This is a genomic window from Nitritalea sp. (genome assembly GCF_054166705.1).
In genome coordinates this window covers 39293-57658 of record NZ_JBSZCV010000012.1, presented here as the reverse complement: position 1 = coordinate 57658, position 18366 = coordinate 39293, and the positions used below count along the sequence as shown (strand labels likewise).

Below are 18366 nucleotides of genomic sequence, written 5' to 3'. Positions count from 1 at the left end.
GTGGGTAGTCAAATATACAGTATTTCGAACGTATGCTTATGAATACCGTAAAAATAATTGCCTAAAAATGAAAATAAACCATTTAAAGACACGAAAAAAGCCGACACGGATACGGCTACCCCTGCCGGCTTTTTTTCCTTTGCGCCGAGGCGCAAAAACTCAGACCAAAACGCTTACTTCAACTTCTTATATTTAATACGCTTCGGAGTCAAGTCACCCAAACGCTTTTTCTTATTTTCCTCATAATCGGAGAAGTTACCCTCGAACCAATACACCTGAGAATCGCCCTCAAAAGCCAAAATATGGGTACAAATACGATCTAAGAACCAGCGGTCATGGGATATTACCACAGCGCAGCCACCGAAATTCTCCAGTGCCTCCTCTAATGCCCGCAAGGTATTCACATCCAAGTCGTTCGTAGGCTCATCTAATAAAAGTAAGTTGCCCCCTTCCTTCAGCATCATAGCCAAATGGACGCGGTTACGCTCACCTCCGGAGAGTATACCCACTTTCTTTTCCTGATCAGATCCCGTGAAGTTGAACTTGCCTACATAGGCCCGTGCATTAATCTCTTTATTCCCCATCTTGATGATTTCATTACCACCAGAGATGATTTCATAAACAGTTTTGTTCGGATCCAAACTTCCGTGCTCCTGATCCACATAAGCTAGCTGCACGGTTTCCCCAATCTCAAAATCTCCCGCATCTGGCTTTTCCTGGCCGGTGATCAGCTTGAAGAGCGTCGACTTACCCGCACCATTCGGCCCGATAATACCGACGATCCCGCCTTGAGGCAGATTAAAACTCAAGTTTTCAAAAAGCAACTTGTCTCCATAGGCCTTCGAAACTGCATTTACCTCGATCACCTTAGCTCCTAGCCGCGGACCTGGCGGAATATACAGTTCCAGCTTGGCTTCCTTCTCTTTCGCCTCCTCGCCTAAAAGCTTGTCGTAAGCATTTAGACGCGCCTTGCCTTTCGCCTGCTTGGCTTTGGGGGCCATACGAATCCATTCTAACTCACGCTCTAAAGTTTTCTGGCGCTTAGAAGCTGTCTTCTCCTCCTGCTGCAAGCGCTTCTGCTTTTGCTCGAGCCAGGAAGAGTAATTGCCCTTCCAGGGAATTCCTTCACCGCGATCGAGCTCTAAAATCCAGCCCGCCACATTATCCAAGAAGTACCGATCGTGAGTCACCGCTATGACGGTCCCTTTATACTGCTGAAGATGCTGCTCTAACCATAGTACCGATTCGGCATCCAAGTGGTTCGTCGGCTCATCGAGAAGCAATACATCTGGCTCTTGAAGTAGTAGACGGCAGAGCGCCACACGCCTTTTTTCACCCCCAGAGAGATTTCCGACAATAGCTTCTGAGGGCGGTAAGCGCAAAGCATCCATCGCCTTTTCCAGCATGGTGTCCAGTTCCCAGGCGTTCGCAGCATCTAATTTTTCCTGAACTCCGCCCTGCCGCGTGATCAGTTTGTCCATAGCATCAGCATCTTCCATCAGCGCTGGATCCATAAACTGCTCATTAATCTGCTCGAACTCCTTTAGGAGTGCCACCGTGTCCGCTACGGCCTCCTCCACTATCTCTTTCACTGTTTTCTCCGGGTCCAGCTGAGGCTCTTGCTCCAGCATGCCCACCGAGTAACCTGGAGACCAGACCACCTCACCGAGAAACTCCTTATCCATGCCAGCGATAATACGTAAAAGAGAACTTTTTCCCGACCCATTTAGACCGAGAACACCGATTTTAGCCCCATAAAAGAAAGAAAGGTAAATATCTTTAAGTACTTTTTTCTGAGGAGGGTAGATTTTTGAGACCCCCGCCATAGAAAAGATGATTTTTTCAGAACTCATACGTTAAATATTAAGTTAGACAATCCTTAGAGACAAAGATGGTAAAAATACTTGTTTCTTAGGATAAATGCGATTGAATTAATTAATTTGCACTTTAGAGAGGGTAAAACAACTAACAACCTATTAAGTCAAAATGGAGCATCCATACGGATACATCAAAGAGGGAAAAGTCTACTTGAAAGGCTTTTTGAATCAAGAAGATAGGGTAATAGGCGAAGTCAAGGAAGACGAAGCCTCTACCATCAAGTATTTCGAAGAGCGTTTCGAAATGCTTTTAGAAAAAGTAAACAAGCTCAAGCAGGACATCGAAGAGAATCAAAACAAAGGTTCTTTCCTGATGAAACTTATTCACCTGCGTGACTCACTCTATGCCTACGATGCCTTAGGGGATTTCGTGCCCGTAATAGAGGAGCTTAATGGAATCCAGAGCTACTTGGAAGAAATCATTCAGCAAAACAGGGAGCGAAATAAAACCATTAAAGAGAGCCTGATCATGGAGGCCTTAGACCTGAAAGATTCCGACGAATGGAAGGAGGCAGGCGAGGCGATGAAAGAGCTGAAAATGCGCTGGATTAAGACCGGTCCGGTGGACAAAGAGCTCGAAGAGGAAATGGAAAGGACCTTTAATGCGATACTGGACTATTTTTTCGATCGACGCAAGCAGTTTTTCGATGAGCTAGCCAAACAGGCAGAAGTAAACATCAAAACCTACGAGTCGCTCGTTATGCAGGCACAGCAGGCATTTAATATGCCTGACGCCAAAAAGGCCTTTGAAATTAGTAAGCGTATACAAAAAGAGTGGAAAGAAGCTGGTCGTGTTCCGGCGGAAAGAAGAGCCCCGCTATGGGATGAATTTTCGAAGCTGAACAATAGGATTTTCAGTCGCTACCGCAGAAGCTTGCAAACGGGCCCGCAGCTCCGTCCCTGGGAAATCACGAAAAAAATGGAAGAGATGCTCGCAGAGGTAAAGCGCATCGCAAAAAGCCCAAGTACCTACGAGGGAACAAATACCGTGAAGAAAATTCAGGGTGAATGGAAGAAGCTTCCACCACGCAAACCCCGAGAAGCAAAACTCTTGATGAGCTCTTTTCAGTTTTTCGCTGAAGTCGCTTTCGAAAAGGCTTTTTTAGAAAAGCTGGCGAAAGGGAAGTATGAGGACTACAGAGAAATGACTCCAGAGGAACAAAAAAAGATAAAAGCGGGTATACTAAAAGACCTCCTGCAGCGTGATGAAAAGGAACTAGAAACCTTTAAAGATAATGCCGAAAACTTCCGCACAGACGAAGGGGATGCAGCCATGATGATCCGGCGCAAGCTTAGTACGTACAAGCGGAAAGTGGATGTAAAAAATTATATCCTGAAAGAACTTTCAAACATTTAGGACGTTATGCATTAAAAATTTCAGAAGATTTCTATTTTTGCATTCCTTTTTCAAGGCGTTAAAAAATTAAACGAAAAGACTATGTATTGGACATTAGAATTAGCTTCATACCTGGAGGATGCTCCATGGCCCGCGACAAAGGACGAATTAATCGATTACGCGATTCGTTCCGGGGCTCCGCTTGAAGTAGTCGAGAACCTTCAGGAACTAGAGGATGACGGTGAGCCCTACGAAAATATCGAGGAGATCTGGCCTGATTATCCTACTAAGGACGACTTTTTCTTTAACGAGGACGAGTATTAAGCCACTCGCCTCCCCCTAACGAAAAAAGCCTAAAGTGTACATGCACACTTTAGGCTTTTTTCATAAGCGGGCGGTAAGCGATCTCCTCCCGTGAATCCGCATTAATACGACTTTAATTCGATGCCTCCGAATAGCACCGAACCGGAGATAAGTAACCTCCCCTTTGACTTTCGCGCTTTCTGATGCGGAAATCGCGGCATGCGCTTATCCTCCACTCCCGCGAAAATATGTGTACTGATAATATCTACCTGCCAGTCCTGTGGAAGAATTAGTTTGATACCGCCGAATGCCACATCCACATGAAGGCTCACTTCCCTATCGAGCTGGGCGTGCGTTAGATCCAGCTCCACCCCCGCGAAATAGACCGAAAATTTACCCCCCGAAAAACTCCCCGCAGGAAGTCTACGCTCGATCCCGGTAAACAAAGCATTTATATGCAGAGGCTCTAACACCTCCATGCGCACCTCTTCCACGCCGACTTCGGCATGCTCCTCCTTTATATCGGCCTGCTCCTCCTTTAAAGATTCTGGTGCCACAATATCACGTACTACCGCCGGCGGAGTGCGCTCATCAGTAGACGAAAAAGTGCCTGCGGACACGCTGGGCTTGTCTCCCTTACCGCTGAGCAGCATATCCAACTGTTCCTGCTGCCGTTTTTTCCGAACCAAAAGATATATCCCTAGGCTAATAAACAAGGCAGGCAAAATAAAATCCTCCCAGCCACTAGGGAATCGCACATAATCGCGCAGTAAGAAAACAGAACCAATCAGAAAAAGTATGTAACCTGCACCATTTTTAAATTTACTTCCGATTCCGATAGCTGCACCGATGAGCATTAAAACAACTTCCCACTTAAATAACCAGCGGGGGAGAGAGATGTCTAGCGCCCGAAGAAGGAGGATTCCTCCTACGGCAAAAAGAATAATGGCTAAGGTAATTTCGGATGAGTTCTGACCCTTTGGCGTCTTTTTCATGATAGGAAGTTCTGGTTCTCTACAAATGTAGAGAATTTATCTTTTGCCCGACAGGGCAAAGAAAAAAAACATCTAGCATCGAGACACATAACTATCATACTGCCACCGAATCGAAATCAACTTGAAAAATAGGAAAGTGATCGGTGCTCCTCTCAAAAGTGTGCGAACTAAACCTAGCAATCCGCTTGTGCCAATAAATATGCTGCAAACTCCATATCTTCTGGAGTGGTAATCTTAATGTTTTCTAAGTTCCCCGCGATCAGGTGCACGTATTTTCCGCTGTGCTCATACACGGTGGCATCATCTGTAAAATGAGCAAGCTCTCCCGCCGTGAAGGCCGCTTGGATAGCTTCCAGATGAAAAGTCTGCGGTGTCTGCACTAAACGAAACGCTTGTCTTTCTCGTGCTCGCGACCTGCCGGAATCCTCGATCTCGCGTATAGAATCCTTTAGCGGCACTACTGCCACAGCGCTGCCGTATGCCTGGGCTTCCGTAAAGCTTTTCAGAATTACGTCAGCAGCTACAAAAGGACGTACCCCATCGTGAATAGCTACTAGGGCTTCCTGCGCGGGAATAGCACGTAAGCCATTGCGGACAGACTGAAAGCGGCTTTGGCCCCCAGCCACCACCTGATGCTCTACCTGACAGCGATGCTCCGCACAAAGTGCCTCCCAAAATAAAAAATCTCGCTCCGGTAAAACCAAAATGTAATGCGCATCAGGAACCACCGCTGCAAATTTTTCCAGGGTACGGATGAGAACAGGTCGTCCACCGATTTCCAAATACTGCTTGGAGATGCTGGCCCCCATACGGGAGCCATTTCCTCCAGCTACGATGATGACAAAACGCTTCATAACTTATCGCTTGGCGCAGCGGCTGCAGCCGCAAACGACTATTATAAAATTAACATTGCGTCCCCGTATGAGAAGAAGCGGTACTTCTCCTTAATCGCTTCCTGATAGGCGCGCATGATCAAGTCGTAGCCCCCGAAGGCAGAAGCCGTCATGAGCAGCGTGGACTCAGGAAGGTGGAAATTCGTAATCAAGGCATTCGCGATCTTAAATTCGTATGGAGGAATAATGAACTTATCCGTCCACCCCGAACTGGCTTTCAACCTATTATTCGCTGTAACCGAAGACTCTATCGTTTTTAGGGAGGTCGTGCCCACAGCTACTACACGTTTCTTCTGGTCTAAAGCCTGATTGACATGAACCACCGTCTCGTCAGGTATTTCATAGTTCTCAGAGTCCATCTTGTGCTTCGTCAGATCCTCCACATCCACTTGACGGAACGTCCCCAAACCTACGTGAAGTGTAATCGGCGATACCTGGACACCCACTAACTCTAAGCGTCTCAGGAGGTGTGGGGTAAAATGTAGCCCTGCTGTAGGGGCTGCTACCGCACCTACATGCTTGGCAAAAATCGTTTGATAACGCTCCCGATCCTCTGGCTCCACCTTACGCTCGATATGCTCCTTAATGAGTGGCGTTTCTCCTAACGAATCTATGGCCTTATAAAAGGCCTCGTCAGTCCCATCGAATAAAAAGCGAATCGTTCGGCCACGAGAAGTGGTGTTATCGATCACTTCAGCTACTAAATCACTATCGCCGAAGTAAAGCTTATTGCCCACACGAATTTTACGCGCTGGATCCACAAGCACATCCCAGAGACGTAGCTCCTGATTTAACTCGCGCAGTAGAAATACCTCGATTTTAGCTCCCGTCTTTTCCTTATTGCCATACAAACGAGCAGGAAAAACCTTGGTATTATTCATCACGAATACATCACCCTCTCCAAAATAGGTGACGATTTCCTTAAAAAGCTTATGCTCAATCTCCCCCGTAGAACGATGCACAACCATCAAACGAGACTCATCTCTATTGTCGACAGGATATTGAGAAATAAGTTTTTTCGGTACTTCAAACTTGAAATCAGATAACTTCATAGGAGGAGATATAAATAGCTATTTAGGTGATTTTTACGACTAGTCGTAAAAAATGCAAAGATAATAAGAAAAAGTCCCTAAATCTATATATCTTCGGTAATTGTTTTAGACCAAGCCCTTTACTGTGATTTTCCTCAAGCTAACATACGAAAGTCTGCGCTTCGCCATGCAAGCCCTGCGCTCGAACCTTACCCGCACCGTTTTGTCTCTTCTAGGGGTAACCGTGGGAATCTTCGCCATCATTGCGGTTTTTACTGCGGTAGACTCCCTAGAACGCAGCATAAAAAATAGTTTTAGCTTCTTGGGAAGTAATGTGATTACCATTAATAGGTTTGAGTTTGTGGGCTCAGCAGATTACCCCTGGTGGAAATACTTTCAGCGCCCTTATAATACCTACAGCGAATATCAATTTTTATCCAATCAGCTCCGAAATGCCGAAGGAGTTAGCTTCTCCGCTAATGCGAATGTCACCGTTCAGGCAGGAAACAACTCTTTTAGAGGCACGAACCTGACTGGCGTTACATTTTCTTATAAAGATGTCTACGATGTCCCGATCGAATATGGGCGCTACTTTACCGAAATCGAGACGAATGCAGGCCGAAATGTCGCACTCATAGGTGTTAAACTGGCTCGAAACTTATTCCCGGGACAGGATGCCTTAGGGAAGGAAGTGAAAATCAAAGGGCGTAAATTCGTGGTCATCGGTATCTTCGAAGAAGAAGGCGAAGGACTCTTCGATGCGCCTTCTAAAGATGAAGCCTGCATCATTCCTTTTTCTGCCTTTACCAAAATCTACTACGTCGGCAATAGGGGCATCGAACCCGATATCGCCATCAAAGGCCCTGACGATGAGCAGCAAATGATCGCACTCGAAAATGACATTATCGGACTTATGCGGGCCAAGCGCGGGCTCAAGCCCACAGAAGAAGACAACTTCTCATTAAACAAATCGGAATTTATCATGAATACTATCGGCTCCATCTTTTCAGTGATCAGCATCGCCGGAGCCGTCATAGGAGGCTTCTCCATCCTAGTAGGTGGATTTGGTATCGCTAACATCATGTTCGTATCCGTAAAAGAGCGTACCACCATCATCGGCGTGCAGAAATCATTAGGGGCTAAAAATTTCTTTATCCTTTTCCAATTCCTGTTTGAAGCCGTATTCCTCTCTCTTATCGGAGGTCTAGGGGGTATTTTACTGGTCTACTTACTCACTTTTATCCCAGTGGGTTCCTTTGAATTCGTCATGACCTTTAAAAATGTAATGCTAGGCGTTACGATTTCCTCCGTCATCGGAGTACTTTCTGGAATTGTGCCTGCTACTCTCGCCTCACGACTGGATCCAGTGGAAGCCATCCGAGCGAATTAAAAGCAGCTGAAACCAAGCAGTCGAAAAACGTGCCTCCTGAAGCTATGTTGGCGCGTAGCCGCGCAAAAGAAAATCCCCGAACACCTTTATTAAAATGTGTCGGGGATTTTTATCTCATGTAACTCCTCGGGATAGAAAAAAACTTATCCTTCCGTTTCCTCGCCTCGCTCCTCAGGTAGTTTCGCGCCAAGACCTGCTTTCTCCTTGATCTTACGCTCTAACTCTTCCATTAGCTCAGGATTATCGAGTATCAAATTTTTTACCGCATCCCGTCCCTGACCAAGCTTATTCCCGTCATAGGAGAACCAAGAGCCCGCCTTTTTGATGATATCGAATTCCACACCTAGATCAATGATCTCCCCTACCTTAGAGATCCCTTGTCCATACATAATGTCGAATTCCACTACTTTAAATGGAGGCGCGACCTTATTCTTGACCACCTTCACTTTCGTCCGGTTTCCTAAGATATTATCCGCCCCTTCCTTAATTTGACCGATTCTGCGAATATCTAAGCGCACAGAAGCATAAAACTTAAGCGCATTTCCCCCGGTCGTGGTCTCCGGATTTCCGAACATCACCCCGATTTTTTCACGTAACTGGTTGATAAATATACACGCACAGCCTGTTTTATTGATCGCTCCTGTCAACTTACGCAGCGCCTGCGACATCAAGCGCGCCTGAAGCCCCATCTTACTGTCACCCATATCGCCTTCTAACTCCCCCTTTGGCACGAGTGCCGCCACGGAATCGATCACGATTATGTCGATAGCCCCAGAACGAATTAAATGCTCGGCGATTTCTAAGGCCTGCTCCCCATTATCAGGCTGTGAAATCAGTAAATTTTCCGTGTCAATCCCCAGCTTTTCGGCATACGTCTTGTCAAAGGCATGCTCTGCATCGATAAAAGCAGCTAAACCGCCCTGACGCTGCGCCTCCGCGATGCAGTGCATCGTTAAGGTCGTCTTTCCCGAAGATTCAGGACCGTAAATTTCGATCACCCGACCCCGCGGAATTCCACCTATCCCCAAGGCCATATCCAAACCTAAAGAACCTGTGGAAATCGCTGGAATGTCTAAAACCTTATTGTCACTCAGTTTCATGACAGTTCCCTTCCCATAGGACTTCTCTAATTTATCGATGGTCAGCTGTAAAGCCTTTAATTTTTCGCTCGCAGTACTCATATTTTCTTTTAATTTTTCTTAACAAACAAGGATTCTCGAAATTACGTATTCTATCTTTGGTGAACAAACTTCAAATACTTACAAGTGGTTTTAAACATACGGAACTGTTTACTCTACACAAAAAAGGATATCCTGGTCCAGACACATGAAGTTCCTCCGTTTAACGTTGTAAAGATTGGAATAAGATTTGAAAGCATGTGCATATCATGAAGAAATCCCTTCGAATAAGTCTTTTTGTGTCACTCATTGTCACACTTTCTGCCTTTACAGTGCCTGATCCCGGGCATGCTCAGGCGAAAAAACGTGCTTTCACGAAAGGGGAATCCTTAAAATTCACTGTAAGCTATGGCTTTCTTAATGCTGCTGAAGCCGTTATGGAGGTCGCTCCAGAGGTGAAGCGCTTTAACGAACGGCCCGTATATAAAATCGACGTAACCGGACAGACCCTGGGAATCTTTAAGTTGTTTAAAGTAAACGATACCTGGGGCACCTACCTAGATACCGCCCGACTCATCCCCTATCATTCCTACCGCTTTTTAGAAGAGGGCAAGTACCGAAAAAATGAACGTGTCTACTTCGACCAGCAAAAAGGCAAAGCCGAAATGAAGCTCTTCGACCGAGAAGACGCTAAAATCATCGACACGAAAACCTTCGACATCCCCCAACAAGTCCAAGATATCGTGAGTGGCTTTTATTACCTCCGATCCATGGACCTACGACGCCATAAGCCCGGTGACATCATCACGATAAACGGCTTTTTCGATAAACAAACTTATGCCATCAAGTTAATCTACGAAGGAAAAGAAACCCTCAAAACCAAGCTGGGCACCTATGAAACGATGCTCTTTACGCCTGTAATGCCACCCAATAAACTCTTTAAAGGCGAATATCCTGTGACCGTCTGGATTTCAGACGACGAAAATAAAATCCCATTGAAAATAAAAGCTAAACTAGTCGTAGGCGCTCTTAACATGGATCTTGTGGAAGCAAGCGGCATCCGTAATAAATAGATTACTATTTTTTAACATTCCCTTCACATTCGACCGAGTTTGAAGTAGGTATGTTGTGTTTTCTTAATTCCTAAGTAAAAAATACGCGATTTCACCCCGCTTTCATTAATTTAGGGTCATCAAAAACCTTTAGCAGCACGCTTAACATGAGTGAAAAACCGCAAGTCAGGATTCTGGTAGTAGATGATGAGCCAGACATCGTAGAAATCTTGACCTATAACCTCGAAAAAGAAGGTTATGATGTCGCCTCCGCAGAAGATGGCGTAAAAGCTGTCAAAACAGCCGCCCGATTTAAGCCTGATGTCATCCTATTAGACATCATGATGCCCCTTCAGGATGGCGTAGAAACCTGCCGACAGCTTCGCGAAAACCCCGATCTTAAAAACACTTTTATCATTTTTTTAACCGCCCGCGCCGAAGAATATAGCGAAGTGGCTGCCTTCGATGTAGGAGCCGACGATTACATCACCAAGCCCATAAAGCCGCGGGCCCTCATGAGTCGTATCGCCGCTCTTTTCCGCCGAGAATCGAAAAAAGAACAAGAATTATCCCAAATAAAAATCCGGGACCTCACCATCGACCGAACCAGTTACACAATCGATAAAAGTGGGAAAACCATCACGCTGCCGAAAAAAGAATTCGAACTCTTGTATTTCCTAGCGAAAAATCCTAATATGGTCTTTAGTCGAGATGATTTATTGCAAAACATCTGGGGTGCCGACGTATTCGTCCTAGCACGCACCGTAGATGTACACATCCGAAAGGTACGCGAAAAAATCGGTGACGACTATATTACCACTGTTAAAGGAGTGGGCTATAAGTTCGACTTGGGTTAATATATGATGTTTACCACCTCCCGCGGGATAGCATTTGTTTTAGGATTGGCGATCGCTTCCGTGACGGTCGCCTTTTTGTCCATCATGGAAGCCGCCACCCCCACACTCCTGGTAGTGGCCTGGAGTATGGCATTCGCCTCCGCTTACATCCTCACCCTAGTCACGCTGGAATTCTTAATCTTCAAGGAGATCGCTAACATCTACTCCCTACTAGAGAAAATCCAAAAAAAAGACCTCACGGGCCTGAAAGATAAACCTGCTAAACCCGGACTTTCTCCCTTAAAAAACATTAACGCTACGATTAATAACTACGCGCTGGCGCGCAATAAAGAAATCGAAACACTCCAAAAAAATGCCGCCTTCCGACGTGAATTTATCGCTGACATCTCACACGAACTGAAAACCCCCATCTTTGCAGCCCAAGGCTACATCGAAACCCTACTCGAAGGTGCCGTAGACGATGAAGCTGTCCGCTACAAGTTTCTGAAAAGGGCTGCTAAAAGCCTGCACTCCCTGGACCGTCTCGTGCAGGACCTGCTCACGCTAAACCGGATGGAAAGCGGTGTGGTCAAGTTTAACCACGAAGTCTTCGACCTCCGTGCCCTGCTGGCGGAAGTTATCGAAGAACTGGAACAAAAAGCAGAAAAAAGAGATGTCCTCATCCGGTTTTATGTCGATAAAAACCAGTCCTTTTCCACTCGTGCCGATCGAGAAAAAATTTTTCGCGTTTGCCAAAACCTCATCTCGAATGCCATCAAATATAACCATGAAGGAGGTGAAGTGGAGGTCAGCCTTAAGACTCAAAAAAGCCGCCTACACGTGGCGGTGAAAGATAATGGCAAAGGAATTCCTGCAGAAGACCTAAAACGAATTTTTGAACGCTTCTACCGGGTAGAAAAAAGCAGAAACCGCGAAGCAGGAGGTACCGGACTAGGACTGGCTATCGTCAAACATATCTTAGAAGGCCATAAAAGCAAAATCGCTGTTAGCAGCACCGTAGGAAAAGGTTCACTCTTTAGTTTCAGCCTTCCCGCCGTAGAAGAGAAATCTTGACCCCAAAGCCCTATCTTTGTAAAAAAATCAGTTATGCCTACCTCCACGCCTCCCCCTCAGCTACGCACGGTGCAGGTGACTCGCTACCGAATGCCACTGCGCGAAGGGGGCTCACTGCCCGCCTTAGCCGATGCTGATGATGGATTTAGTTACGTCGTTAAATTTAAAGGAGCAGGTCAGCGTGAAAAAGCCCTGATCGCAGAGCTCCTCGGAGGAGAAATCGCGCGCCTACTCGGGCTAAAAGTCCCCGAGCTTGTCTTTGCACAGCTGGATGAAGCCTTCGGCCGTTCGGAAGGCGATGAAGAAATCCAAGACCTGCTAAAAGGTAGCCAAGGGCTTAACCTAGCCTTGCATTTTTTATCCCAAGCGATCACCTATGATCCGGGAGCTACTGATATAGACGCTGAGCTGGCCTCGAAAATCGTGTGGCTAGACGCCTTTATTACGAACGTGGACCGTAGCTTCCGAAACACCAACATGCTCTGGTGGAATAGAGAACTTTGGCTGATCGACCATGGCGCCTCCTTACTTTTTCATCATAACTGGGAACACTGGGAAAAGCAGGCCATAAGCCCCTTCCCCCTGATTAAGGACCATGTGCTCTTACCAAAAGCCACCCACCTTTCAGAAGTAAATGCACTCTTTAAAACTGTGCTAACAGCCGAAAAACTAGAGCAACTTGTGGCTTTAATCCCAGACGAGTGGATCCTGGCTTCCCGAGACGTAGAAACTGCAGAAGAAGGCCGAGCCATTTATGCTGCCTACTTCATCAGACGCCTAAAACATTCTGAAAATTTTATTAAAGGAGCCCAAGATGCCCGAAATGCACTTATATGAATATGCCGTCCTCAGGATAGTGCCCCGAGTGGAACGTGAGGAATTCGTAAATGTAGGGGTACTTATCTGCTGCAAGCAGCAAAAGTTTTTAGGCTGTAAGCTCATCCCTGACCTCCAAAAAGTACTGGCCCTAGACCCCCGTGCAGACCTGGAGCTTATCCAAACCTACTTAACTTCTATCGTAAAAATCTGTGAAGGCAAAAATACGAACAGTCCCATTACGCAGTATGATGCTGCATCCCGCTTTCGCTGGTTGACAGCAAACCGAAGTTCCATGATCCAAACCTCTCGACCGCATGGCGGATTAACAGAAGATTTAAAATACACCCTGGAGGAATTGTTTCGGAAGCTAGTGGACTAAAGGGCAGACCTGCTTAAACATTCAGAGAAGCTGACTATTTAGAGCGTCTACTACCCACGTCGGTCCTTATTTCTTGCCATGAGCGTGTGCCTACTCGTAAAAATCCACTCTTCGCGCTCCACGTGAAAAAGGACGATGAAACAAAAAAGAGGAAAAGAACCCCCTCCAAGAAATTTCTTTCCCTCAAATTTCCTTCACTCAATAAAATTACCTAATTTCGCGCCCTTATTGGTAGCGAACTGCATGAAAAAAATTGATTTTAAGTCGCTCGTGCTGTTTGAAAACGAGGATTACCTCGTAGTCAATAAGCCTCCCTTTTTATCGACGCTGGACGATAGGCATGAAGCCCAAAATATGTTGGAACTTGCCCGCGCATACACCCCTGATGCCCAGGTTTGTCATCGCTTGGACAAGGAAACTTCCGGATGCCTAGTTATCGCCAAACACCAGGAGGCGTATCGTAACATCGCGATGCAATTTGAAAACAGAGAAGTGCAGAAAGTGTATCATGCCGTTACAGCTGGAATACATCGCTATGAGGAGGTCCTCGTGGATCGAAACATAGTGGCTACGAATAAAGGAATCGCGCGCATACATAAAGATGGGAAGCCGGCGCAAACACGCATTAAAACCCTGAAAACGTATTATGCGCACACGCTATTTGCCTGTGAACCGATTAGCGGTCGCTTGCACCAAATCCGGGTACATTTGGCTTATCTAGGCCACCCGATATGCTGCGACGGTACCTACGGGGGCGCGCCTGTCTATCTTTCACAGCTTAAGCGGAGATTTAACTTAAAAAAAGGCACGGAAGAGCTGCCTATTTTACAGCGCGTAGCCTTACATGCCTACGGAATCTGCTTCCAGGGAACAGACGGCCAAACCATAAAAGTGGAAGCCCCGTACCCAAAAGATTTCGATGTATTGGTACGACAGCTGGAAAAGAACAGCTAAGTGCAAGAAAATGTGAGGTATAGCATGCTTTCTTTTGCATATGAAAGAAAAAGCATCTATCTTTGTGTCCCTTTTTAGGGGATTATTGTATTTAATAAGCTCATAATTAAACATTTACACAGTGGATACATTAAGCTATAAGACCAAATCCGCGAATGAGAAAACTGTAGACAAGAATTGGGTGGTTGTGGATGCCCAAGCTGCAGTTTTAGGTCGATTCGCGAGTGAGGTAGCACGTATTTTGAGAGGTAAGCATAAGCCAAACTTTACCCCTCACGTGGACTGCGGTGATAACGTGATCGTTATTAACGCCGAGAAGGTTAGATTAACCGGTAACAAGTGGAACGATAAGGTATATGTACGTCACACGGGCTACCCGGGTGGGCAGCGTATCTCTACCCCACGTATGTTGAAGGAAAAAGACGGACGTATTCTCGTAGAGAAAGCAGTTCGTGGTATGCTTCCTAAAACAAGACTGGGTCGTCAGTTATACCGTAACCTATTCGTTTACGAAGGCCCTGAGCATCCGCACGCCGCTCAGCAGCCGAAAGAAATCAAATTCTAATCGATCAGCAGTCTATGGAAATTATTAACACTATCGGTAGAAGAAAAACCTCTGTTGCGAGAATCTACCTAAAACCAGGGAACGGTACCATCACCGTAAACAAAAGAGAAATCGCTGTTTACTTCCCTTTCGACTTACATCAGATCGTCGTAAAGCAGCCTTTGGCCCTCGTCGGTGAAGATGGAAAGTATGACATTAACATCACCGTAGATGGAGGTGGCATCAAAGGCCAGGCAGAAGCCGCTCGTATGGCGATCGCTCGTGCACTTTGTGAAATCAATGAAGAATTTAGATCTCCGCTTAAAAAAGAAGGCTTCCTAACACGTGATCCACGTATGGTAGAACGTAAGAAGCCAGGTCGTAGAAAAGCGAGAAGAAGATTCCAGTTCTCCAAGCGTTAATCGGAATCTACTTAGTATACTCTTTAGAAAAAAAATTATTCAATGGCACAAATCGAATATAAAGACTTACTGGATGCTGGTGTTCACTTCGGACACTTGACGAGAAAGTGGGACCCAAGAATGGCTCCGTATATCTTCATGGAGAAGAACGGAATCCATATCATTGACCTAAACAAAACGCTTGTTTGCCTCGAAGAAGCATCCAACGCAATCAAGCAAATCGTTCGCTCTGGCAAAAAAGTAATGTTCGTCGCAACGAAAAAGCAGGCGAAAGACTTAGTAGCTGAAGAAGCAAGAAGACTTAACATGCCTTACGTAACCGAAAGATGGTTAGGAGGTATGCTTACTAACTTCGCCACCATCCGCAAATCTCTTAAAAAGATGTCTTCCATCGACAAAATGATGAAAGAAGAATCTTATAAGAACATGGCGAAGAAGGAGCGTTTGATGATCACGCGTCAAAGAGAGAAATTGGAAACTGTACTCGGCGGTATCGCTGACCTAACACGCCTTCCAGCAGCCCTTTTTGTCGTAGACATCAAAAGAGAACACATCGCCATCGCCGAAGCACAAAAGCTTGGTATCCCTGTGTTTGCTTTAGTTGATACGAACTCTAACCCGAATGAGGTAGATTTCCCAATTCCGGCAAATGACGATGCGTTCAAGTCTATCTCTCTTCTCGTAAAACTCTTTGGCGCAGCCATAGAAGAAGGTCTATCCGAGCGTAAAAGAGACAAAGAAGATGCAAAACAGCAAGAGGAAGAAGCAGCTAAACGCGCTGTAGATGCTGACTCTGCTGAATAATTCGATTTGACAGCATAGGTAAAGAAAATTGAACATACGGTAACGCCCTGTGTTCAATTTTTTGTTTACTATTAGGAGGCCTGGCCCCCTCTCCCTGCCTTTTACCGCAGGCGAGCCCCTAAAAAAGATATACAACCTCTTACATAAACTTTCTAAATCATGGCGATTACTGCAAAAGAAGTTAACGAATTAAGAAAAATGACCGGAGCCGGTATGATGGACTGTAAAAAGGCCCTTACCGAAGCAGAAGGTGACTTTGAAAAGGCAATCGATATCCTGAGAAAAAAAGGGCAAAAAGTATCTGCTTCTAGAGCAGATAGAGAAACGAAAGAAGGTACCATCGTGACGCACGTAAACGGCACTACCGGCTACCTACTTTCCTTAACATGCGAAACTGACTTCGTAGCGAAAAACGAAGAGTTCGTCGCTTTCGCGAACACAGCCATCGCACTAGCCACTGAAAATCAAGCGAAAACAGTAGAGGAAATCCTCGCACTTCCCTTAGATGGAAATACTGTAGGTGAAAAAATCATCGAACTAACAGGTAAAATCGGTGAGAAAATCGAAATCTCCCACTACGAGCAGGTAGAAGGTGAGGCTGTGGTTCCTTATATCCACTCAAACGGTAAATTAGGTGTGCTCGTCGCACTGAAAAATACCAGCGGTACAGATGTGGAAGAAGCTGGAAAAGATGTAGCCATGCAAATCGCCGCTATGAACCCTGTAGCCCTAGATAAGGACGGCGTAGATGCTTCCGTAGTAGAAAGAGAAATCGAAGTAGGCAAAGACCAAGCAAGACAAGAAGGCAAGCCTGAAGAGATGCTTGAGAAAATCGCCATCGGTAAACTAAACAAGTTCTACAAAGAAAACACTTTGCTTAGCCAGACCTTTGTGAAGGACAACAGCAAGTCCATTGCTCAGTATCTGGACAGCGTCAGCAAAGGCTTAACTGTAGCTGCATTTAAGCGTGTAGCAATCGGATAATCCTTGGGTGATGACCAAACTTGAAAGGCTGATTTCTTCCGAAATCAGCCTTTTTTATACAAATGCCTCTATTGAATTAAGCGCGGCCCGCTTGCATCAGCTCCTCGATTTCCTCGGCTTCGATCGGAATACCTGCCATCAAATCATCGAAACCTTCCTCATGGATGACAATATTGTTCTCCAAACGAATCCCGATACTTTCCTCTAGCACATAAATACCTGGTTCTACCGTAAAAACCATCCCCGCCTGAATCGGCGCATGCATCGTGCCTACATCATGTACATCTAGTCCCAAGTGATGGGAGGTGCCATGCATAAAATATTTTTTATAGGCCGGCCAAGCGGGATCCTGATTTTTAATATCGGTCCGATCGATCAGTCCCAAGCCTAACAGTGCCGACTCCATACACTTACCTACTTCCTTATGGTATTCCTGAATGGAAATTCCGGGACGTAACAGCTGCATCGCCTCCCGCTGTACGCCTAAAACAGCATCGTAAATCGCGCGCTGACGCGTAGTGAAACGTCCATTTACGGGAATGGTACGACTCATGTCGGCATTGTAATTTCCATACTCCGCCCCCACGTCAAAAAGTATGAGCTCCCCATCCTGACAGACCTCCTTGTTTTCCACATAGTGCAAGACACAGGAGTTACGGCCCGAGGCGATGATGGGCTCGTACGCAAACCCACGGCTGCCACGTCGTAAAAACTCATAGTTATACAGCGCCTCTATCTCATACTCTTTAATGCCGGGACGTACCTCGGATAAAACCCGACGAAAACCTGCCTCCGTGATGGCACAGGCGCGACGCAGCTGCTCCACTTCTTCCGGCTCCTTCACGCTACGCAACTGATGCAGCAAGGGGGCCAGGCGCTTGTACTCGTGCAGCGGAAAACGCTCCCGACAGCTGCTGATAAAACGCGCATCCCTACTAGCGATTTCTACCGTCGCACGTAAATGTTCATTCGTGTTCAAGTACACCCGCTCACTGAGAGCCATGCAGCTGGAGAAAATACGCTCAAACTGCGACAGCCACTCTACCCGCGCCACCCCAGAGGCTGCCTGAGCCTCCTCCTTGGTGTACTTATGTCCTTCCCAAATGGCAATATGCGCATCGGTCTCTCGTAAAAACAATACCTCTCGGTACTGAGCATCGGGACAGTCCGGACATAAGAGCAGGATCGTCTGCTCTTGGTCGATTCCCGTCAGGTAAAACAAGTCCGAATTTTGCTTGAAACGCATCGTCCCATCCGAATTCGTCGGCAAAATATCATTGGCATGCAGCACCGCTACCGCGCCCGGCAGGAGCTGCGCCCGTAACTTGTCCCGGTTTCGCTGGTAGAGTGATGCAGGTAATGGCGTATATCGCATAAGTCTTATCGCTTTAAAGGTAAAATCTTTCGTTTCAGGCCCGCGGCCCATTCTGAAGACGAAAATACAAGCTTTAATCGACAATCCCCAGCCCAAGAAAATGAACAAATAAATCCTTATATTCGCAGTTAAAATAATGCCGGCAGGAGCCTTTCCCCCGGACCTTTTTATCCGTACAGC

Annotated in this window: 19 protein-coding genes; 13 read left to right on the top strand and 6 right to left on the bottom strand. The window is 46.2% G+C overall.

The window, feature by feature from the left end; all coding sequences use genetic code 11:
* Positions 1 to 173: 173 nt before the first annotated feature.
* Positions 174 to 1853 (bottom strand): energy-dependent translational throttle protein EttA, encoded by a 1680-nt coding sequence (gene ettA, locus ACXIT9_RS09280; protein WP_458055953.1) that lies wholly within the window; start codon positions 1851 to 1853, stop codon positions 174 to 176.
* Positions 1854 to 1986: 133 nt separating this feature from the next.
* On the opposite strand from ettA, the gene ACXIT9_RS09275 reads away from it, so the two are divergent.
* Together ACXIT9_RS09275 and ACXIT9_RS09270 are read left to right on the top strand one after the other, a co-directional pair.
* Positions 1987 to 3234, top strand: coding sequence for a DUF349 domain-containing protein (locus ACXIT9_RS09275; RefSeq protein WP_458055952.1), 1248 nt, complete (start codon positions 1987 to 1989; stop codon positions 3232 to 3234).
* Between the two features lie 81 nt (positions 3235 to 3315).
* Complete coding sequence (locus tag ACXIT9_RS09270; protein ID WP_008625540.1) at positions 3316 to 3537, top strand: DUF2795 domain-containing protein; 222 nt, start codon at positions 3316 to 3318, stop codon at positions 3535 to 3537.
* A 101-nt stretch (positions 3538 to 3638) separates the two neighbouring features.
* Here ACXIT9_RS09270 and ACXIT9_RS09265 read toward each other — a convergent pair whose 3' ends face one another.
* The 3 genes from ACXIT9_RS09265 to queA form a co-directional block, all read right to left on the bottom strand.
* The gene (locus ACXIT9_RS09265; protein WP_458055951.1) at positions 3639 to 4511 is read right to left on the bottom strand and encodes a LiaF transmembrane domain-containing protein; all 873 of its coding nucleotides are present in this window, start codon (positions 4509 to 4511) and stop codon (positions 3639 to 3641) included.
* A gap of 173 nt (positions 4512 to 4684) precedes the next feature.
* On the bottom strand, positions 4685 to 5365 hold the full coding sequence (locus ACXIT9_RS09260; RefSeq protein ID WP_458055950.1) for a 2-C-methyl-D-erythritol 4-phosphate cytidylyltransferase: 681 nt from the start codon (positions 5363 to 5365) through the stop codon (positions 4685 to 4687).
* 41 nt (positions 5366 to 5406) lie between these two features.
* Positions 5407 to 6456 carry a tRNA preQ1(34) S-adenosylmethionine ribosyltransferase-isomerase QueA gene (gene queA / locus ACXIT9_RS09255; protein ID WP_458055949.1) on the bottom strand — a complete coding sequence of 350 codons (1050 nt, stop codon included), beginning with the start codon at positions 6454 to 6456 and terminating at the stop codon, positions 5407 to 5409.
* Positions 6457 to 6580: 124 nt separating this feature from the next.
* Here queA and ACXIT9_RS09250 point away from each other — a divergent pair, with 124 nt between their 5' ends.
* The gene (locus tag ACXIT9_RS09250) at positions 6581 to 7825 is read left to right on the top strand and encodes an ABC transporter permease (protein WP_458055948.1); all 1245 of its coding nucleotides are present in this window, start codon (positions 6581 to 6583) and stop codon (positions 7823 to 7825) included.
* Positions 7826 to 7968: 143 nt separating this feature from the next.
* Here ACXIT9_RS09250 and recA read toward each other — a convergent pair whose 3' ends face one another.
* Complete coding sequence (gene recA / locus ACXIT9_RS09245) at positions 7969 to 9006, bottom strand: recombinase RecA (RefSeq protein WP_458055947.1); 1038 nt, start codon at positions 9004 to 9006, stop codon at positions 7969 to 7971.
* Between the two features lie 206 nt (positions 9007 to 9212).
* On the opposite strand from recA, the gene ACXIT9_RS09240 reads away from it, so the two are divergent.
* The 10 genes from ACXIT9_RS09240 to tsf all read left to right on the top strand — a co-directional run bounded on the left by ACXIT9_RS09240 (position 9213) and on the right by tsf (position 16811).
* Entirely contained in the window at positions 9213 to 10016 is an 804-nt protein-coding gene (locus tag ACXIT9_RS09240; RefSeq protein ID WP_458055946.1) for a DUF3108 domain-containing protein, read from the top strand.
* Between the two features lie 146 nt (positions 10017 to 10162).
* A complete protein-coding gene (locus tag ACXIT9_RS09235) occupies positions 10163 to 10852 on the top strand; it encodes a response regulator transcription factor (protein ID WP_458055945.1) in 690 nt (229 codons plus the stop codon).
* 6 nt (positions 10853 to 10858) lie between these two features.
* Entirely contained in the window at positions 10859 to 11905 is a 1047-nt protein-coding gene (locus tag ACXIT9_RS09230) for a sensor histidine kinase (RefSeq protein ID WP_458056046.1), read from the top strand.
* A 33-nt stretch (positions 11906 to 11938) separates the two neighbouring features.
* Positions 11939 to 12742, top strand: a complete 804-nt coding sequence (locus ACXIT9_RS09225) for a HipA family kinase (RefSeq protein ID WP_458055944.1) — start codon at positions 11939 to 11941, stop codon at positions 12740 to 12742.
* The gene (locus ACXIT9_RS09220; protein WP_458055943.1) at positions 12720 to 13103 is read left to right on the top strand and encodes a DUF3037 domain-containing protein; all 384 of its coding nucleotides are present in this window, start codon (positions 12720 to 12722) and stop codon (positions 13101 to 13103) included. The genes ACXIT9_RS09225 and ACXIT9_RS09220 overlap by 23 nt, the downstream gene beginning before the upstream one ends.
* A 243-nt stretch (positions 13104 to 13346) precedes the next feature.
* Positions 13347 to 14057 (top strand): RluA family pseudouridine synthase, encoded by a 711-nt coding sequence (locus tag ACXIT9_RS09215; protein WP_458055942.1) that lies wholly within the window; start codon positions 13347 to 13349, stop codon positions 14055 to 14057.
* Positions 14058 to 14178: 121 nt separating this feature from the next.
* Positions 14179 to 14622, top strand: a complete 444-nt coding sequence (gene rplM / locus ACXIT9_RS09210; RefSeq protein WP_458055941.1) for a 50S ribosomal protein L13 — start codon at positions 14179 to 14181, stop codon at positions 14620 to 14622.
* A gap of 14 nt (positions 14623 to 14636) precedes the next feature.
* The gene (rpsI, locus tag ACXIT9_RS09205; RefSeq protein WP_009055904.1) at positions 14637 to 15023 is read left to right on the top strand and encodes a 30S ribosomal protein S9; all 387 of its coding nucleotides are present in this window, start codon (positions 14637 to 14639) and stop codon (positions 15021 to 15023) included.
* Between the two features lie 42 nt (positions 15024 to 15065).
* Positions 15066 to 15827: a 30S ribosomal protein S2 gene (gene rpsB, locus ACXIT9_RS09200; protein WP_458055940.1), complete on the top strand. Its 762-nt coding sequence runs from the start codon at positions 15066 to 15068 to the stop codon at positions 15825 to 15827.
* A gap of 159 nt (positions 15828 to 15986) precedes the next feature.
* Positions 15987 to 16811: a translation elongation factor Ts gene (gene tsf / locus ACXIT9_RS09195; RefSeq protein ID WP_458055939.1), complete on the top strand. Its 825-nt coding sequence runs from the start codon at positions 15987 to 15989 to the stop codon at positions 16809 to 16811.
* 76 nt (positions 16812 to 16887) lie between these two features.
* Here tsf and ACXIT9_RS09190 read toward each other — a convergent pair whose 3' ends face one another.
* Entirely contained in the window at positions 16888 to 18186 is a 1299-nt protein-coding gene (locus ACXIT9_RS09190; RefSeq protein ID WP_458055938.1) for an aminopeptidase P family protein, read from the bottom strand.
* Positions 18187 to 18366 lie beyond the last annotated feature (180 nt).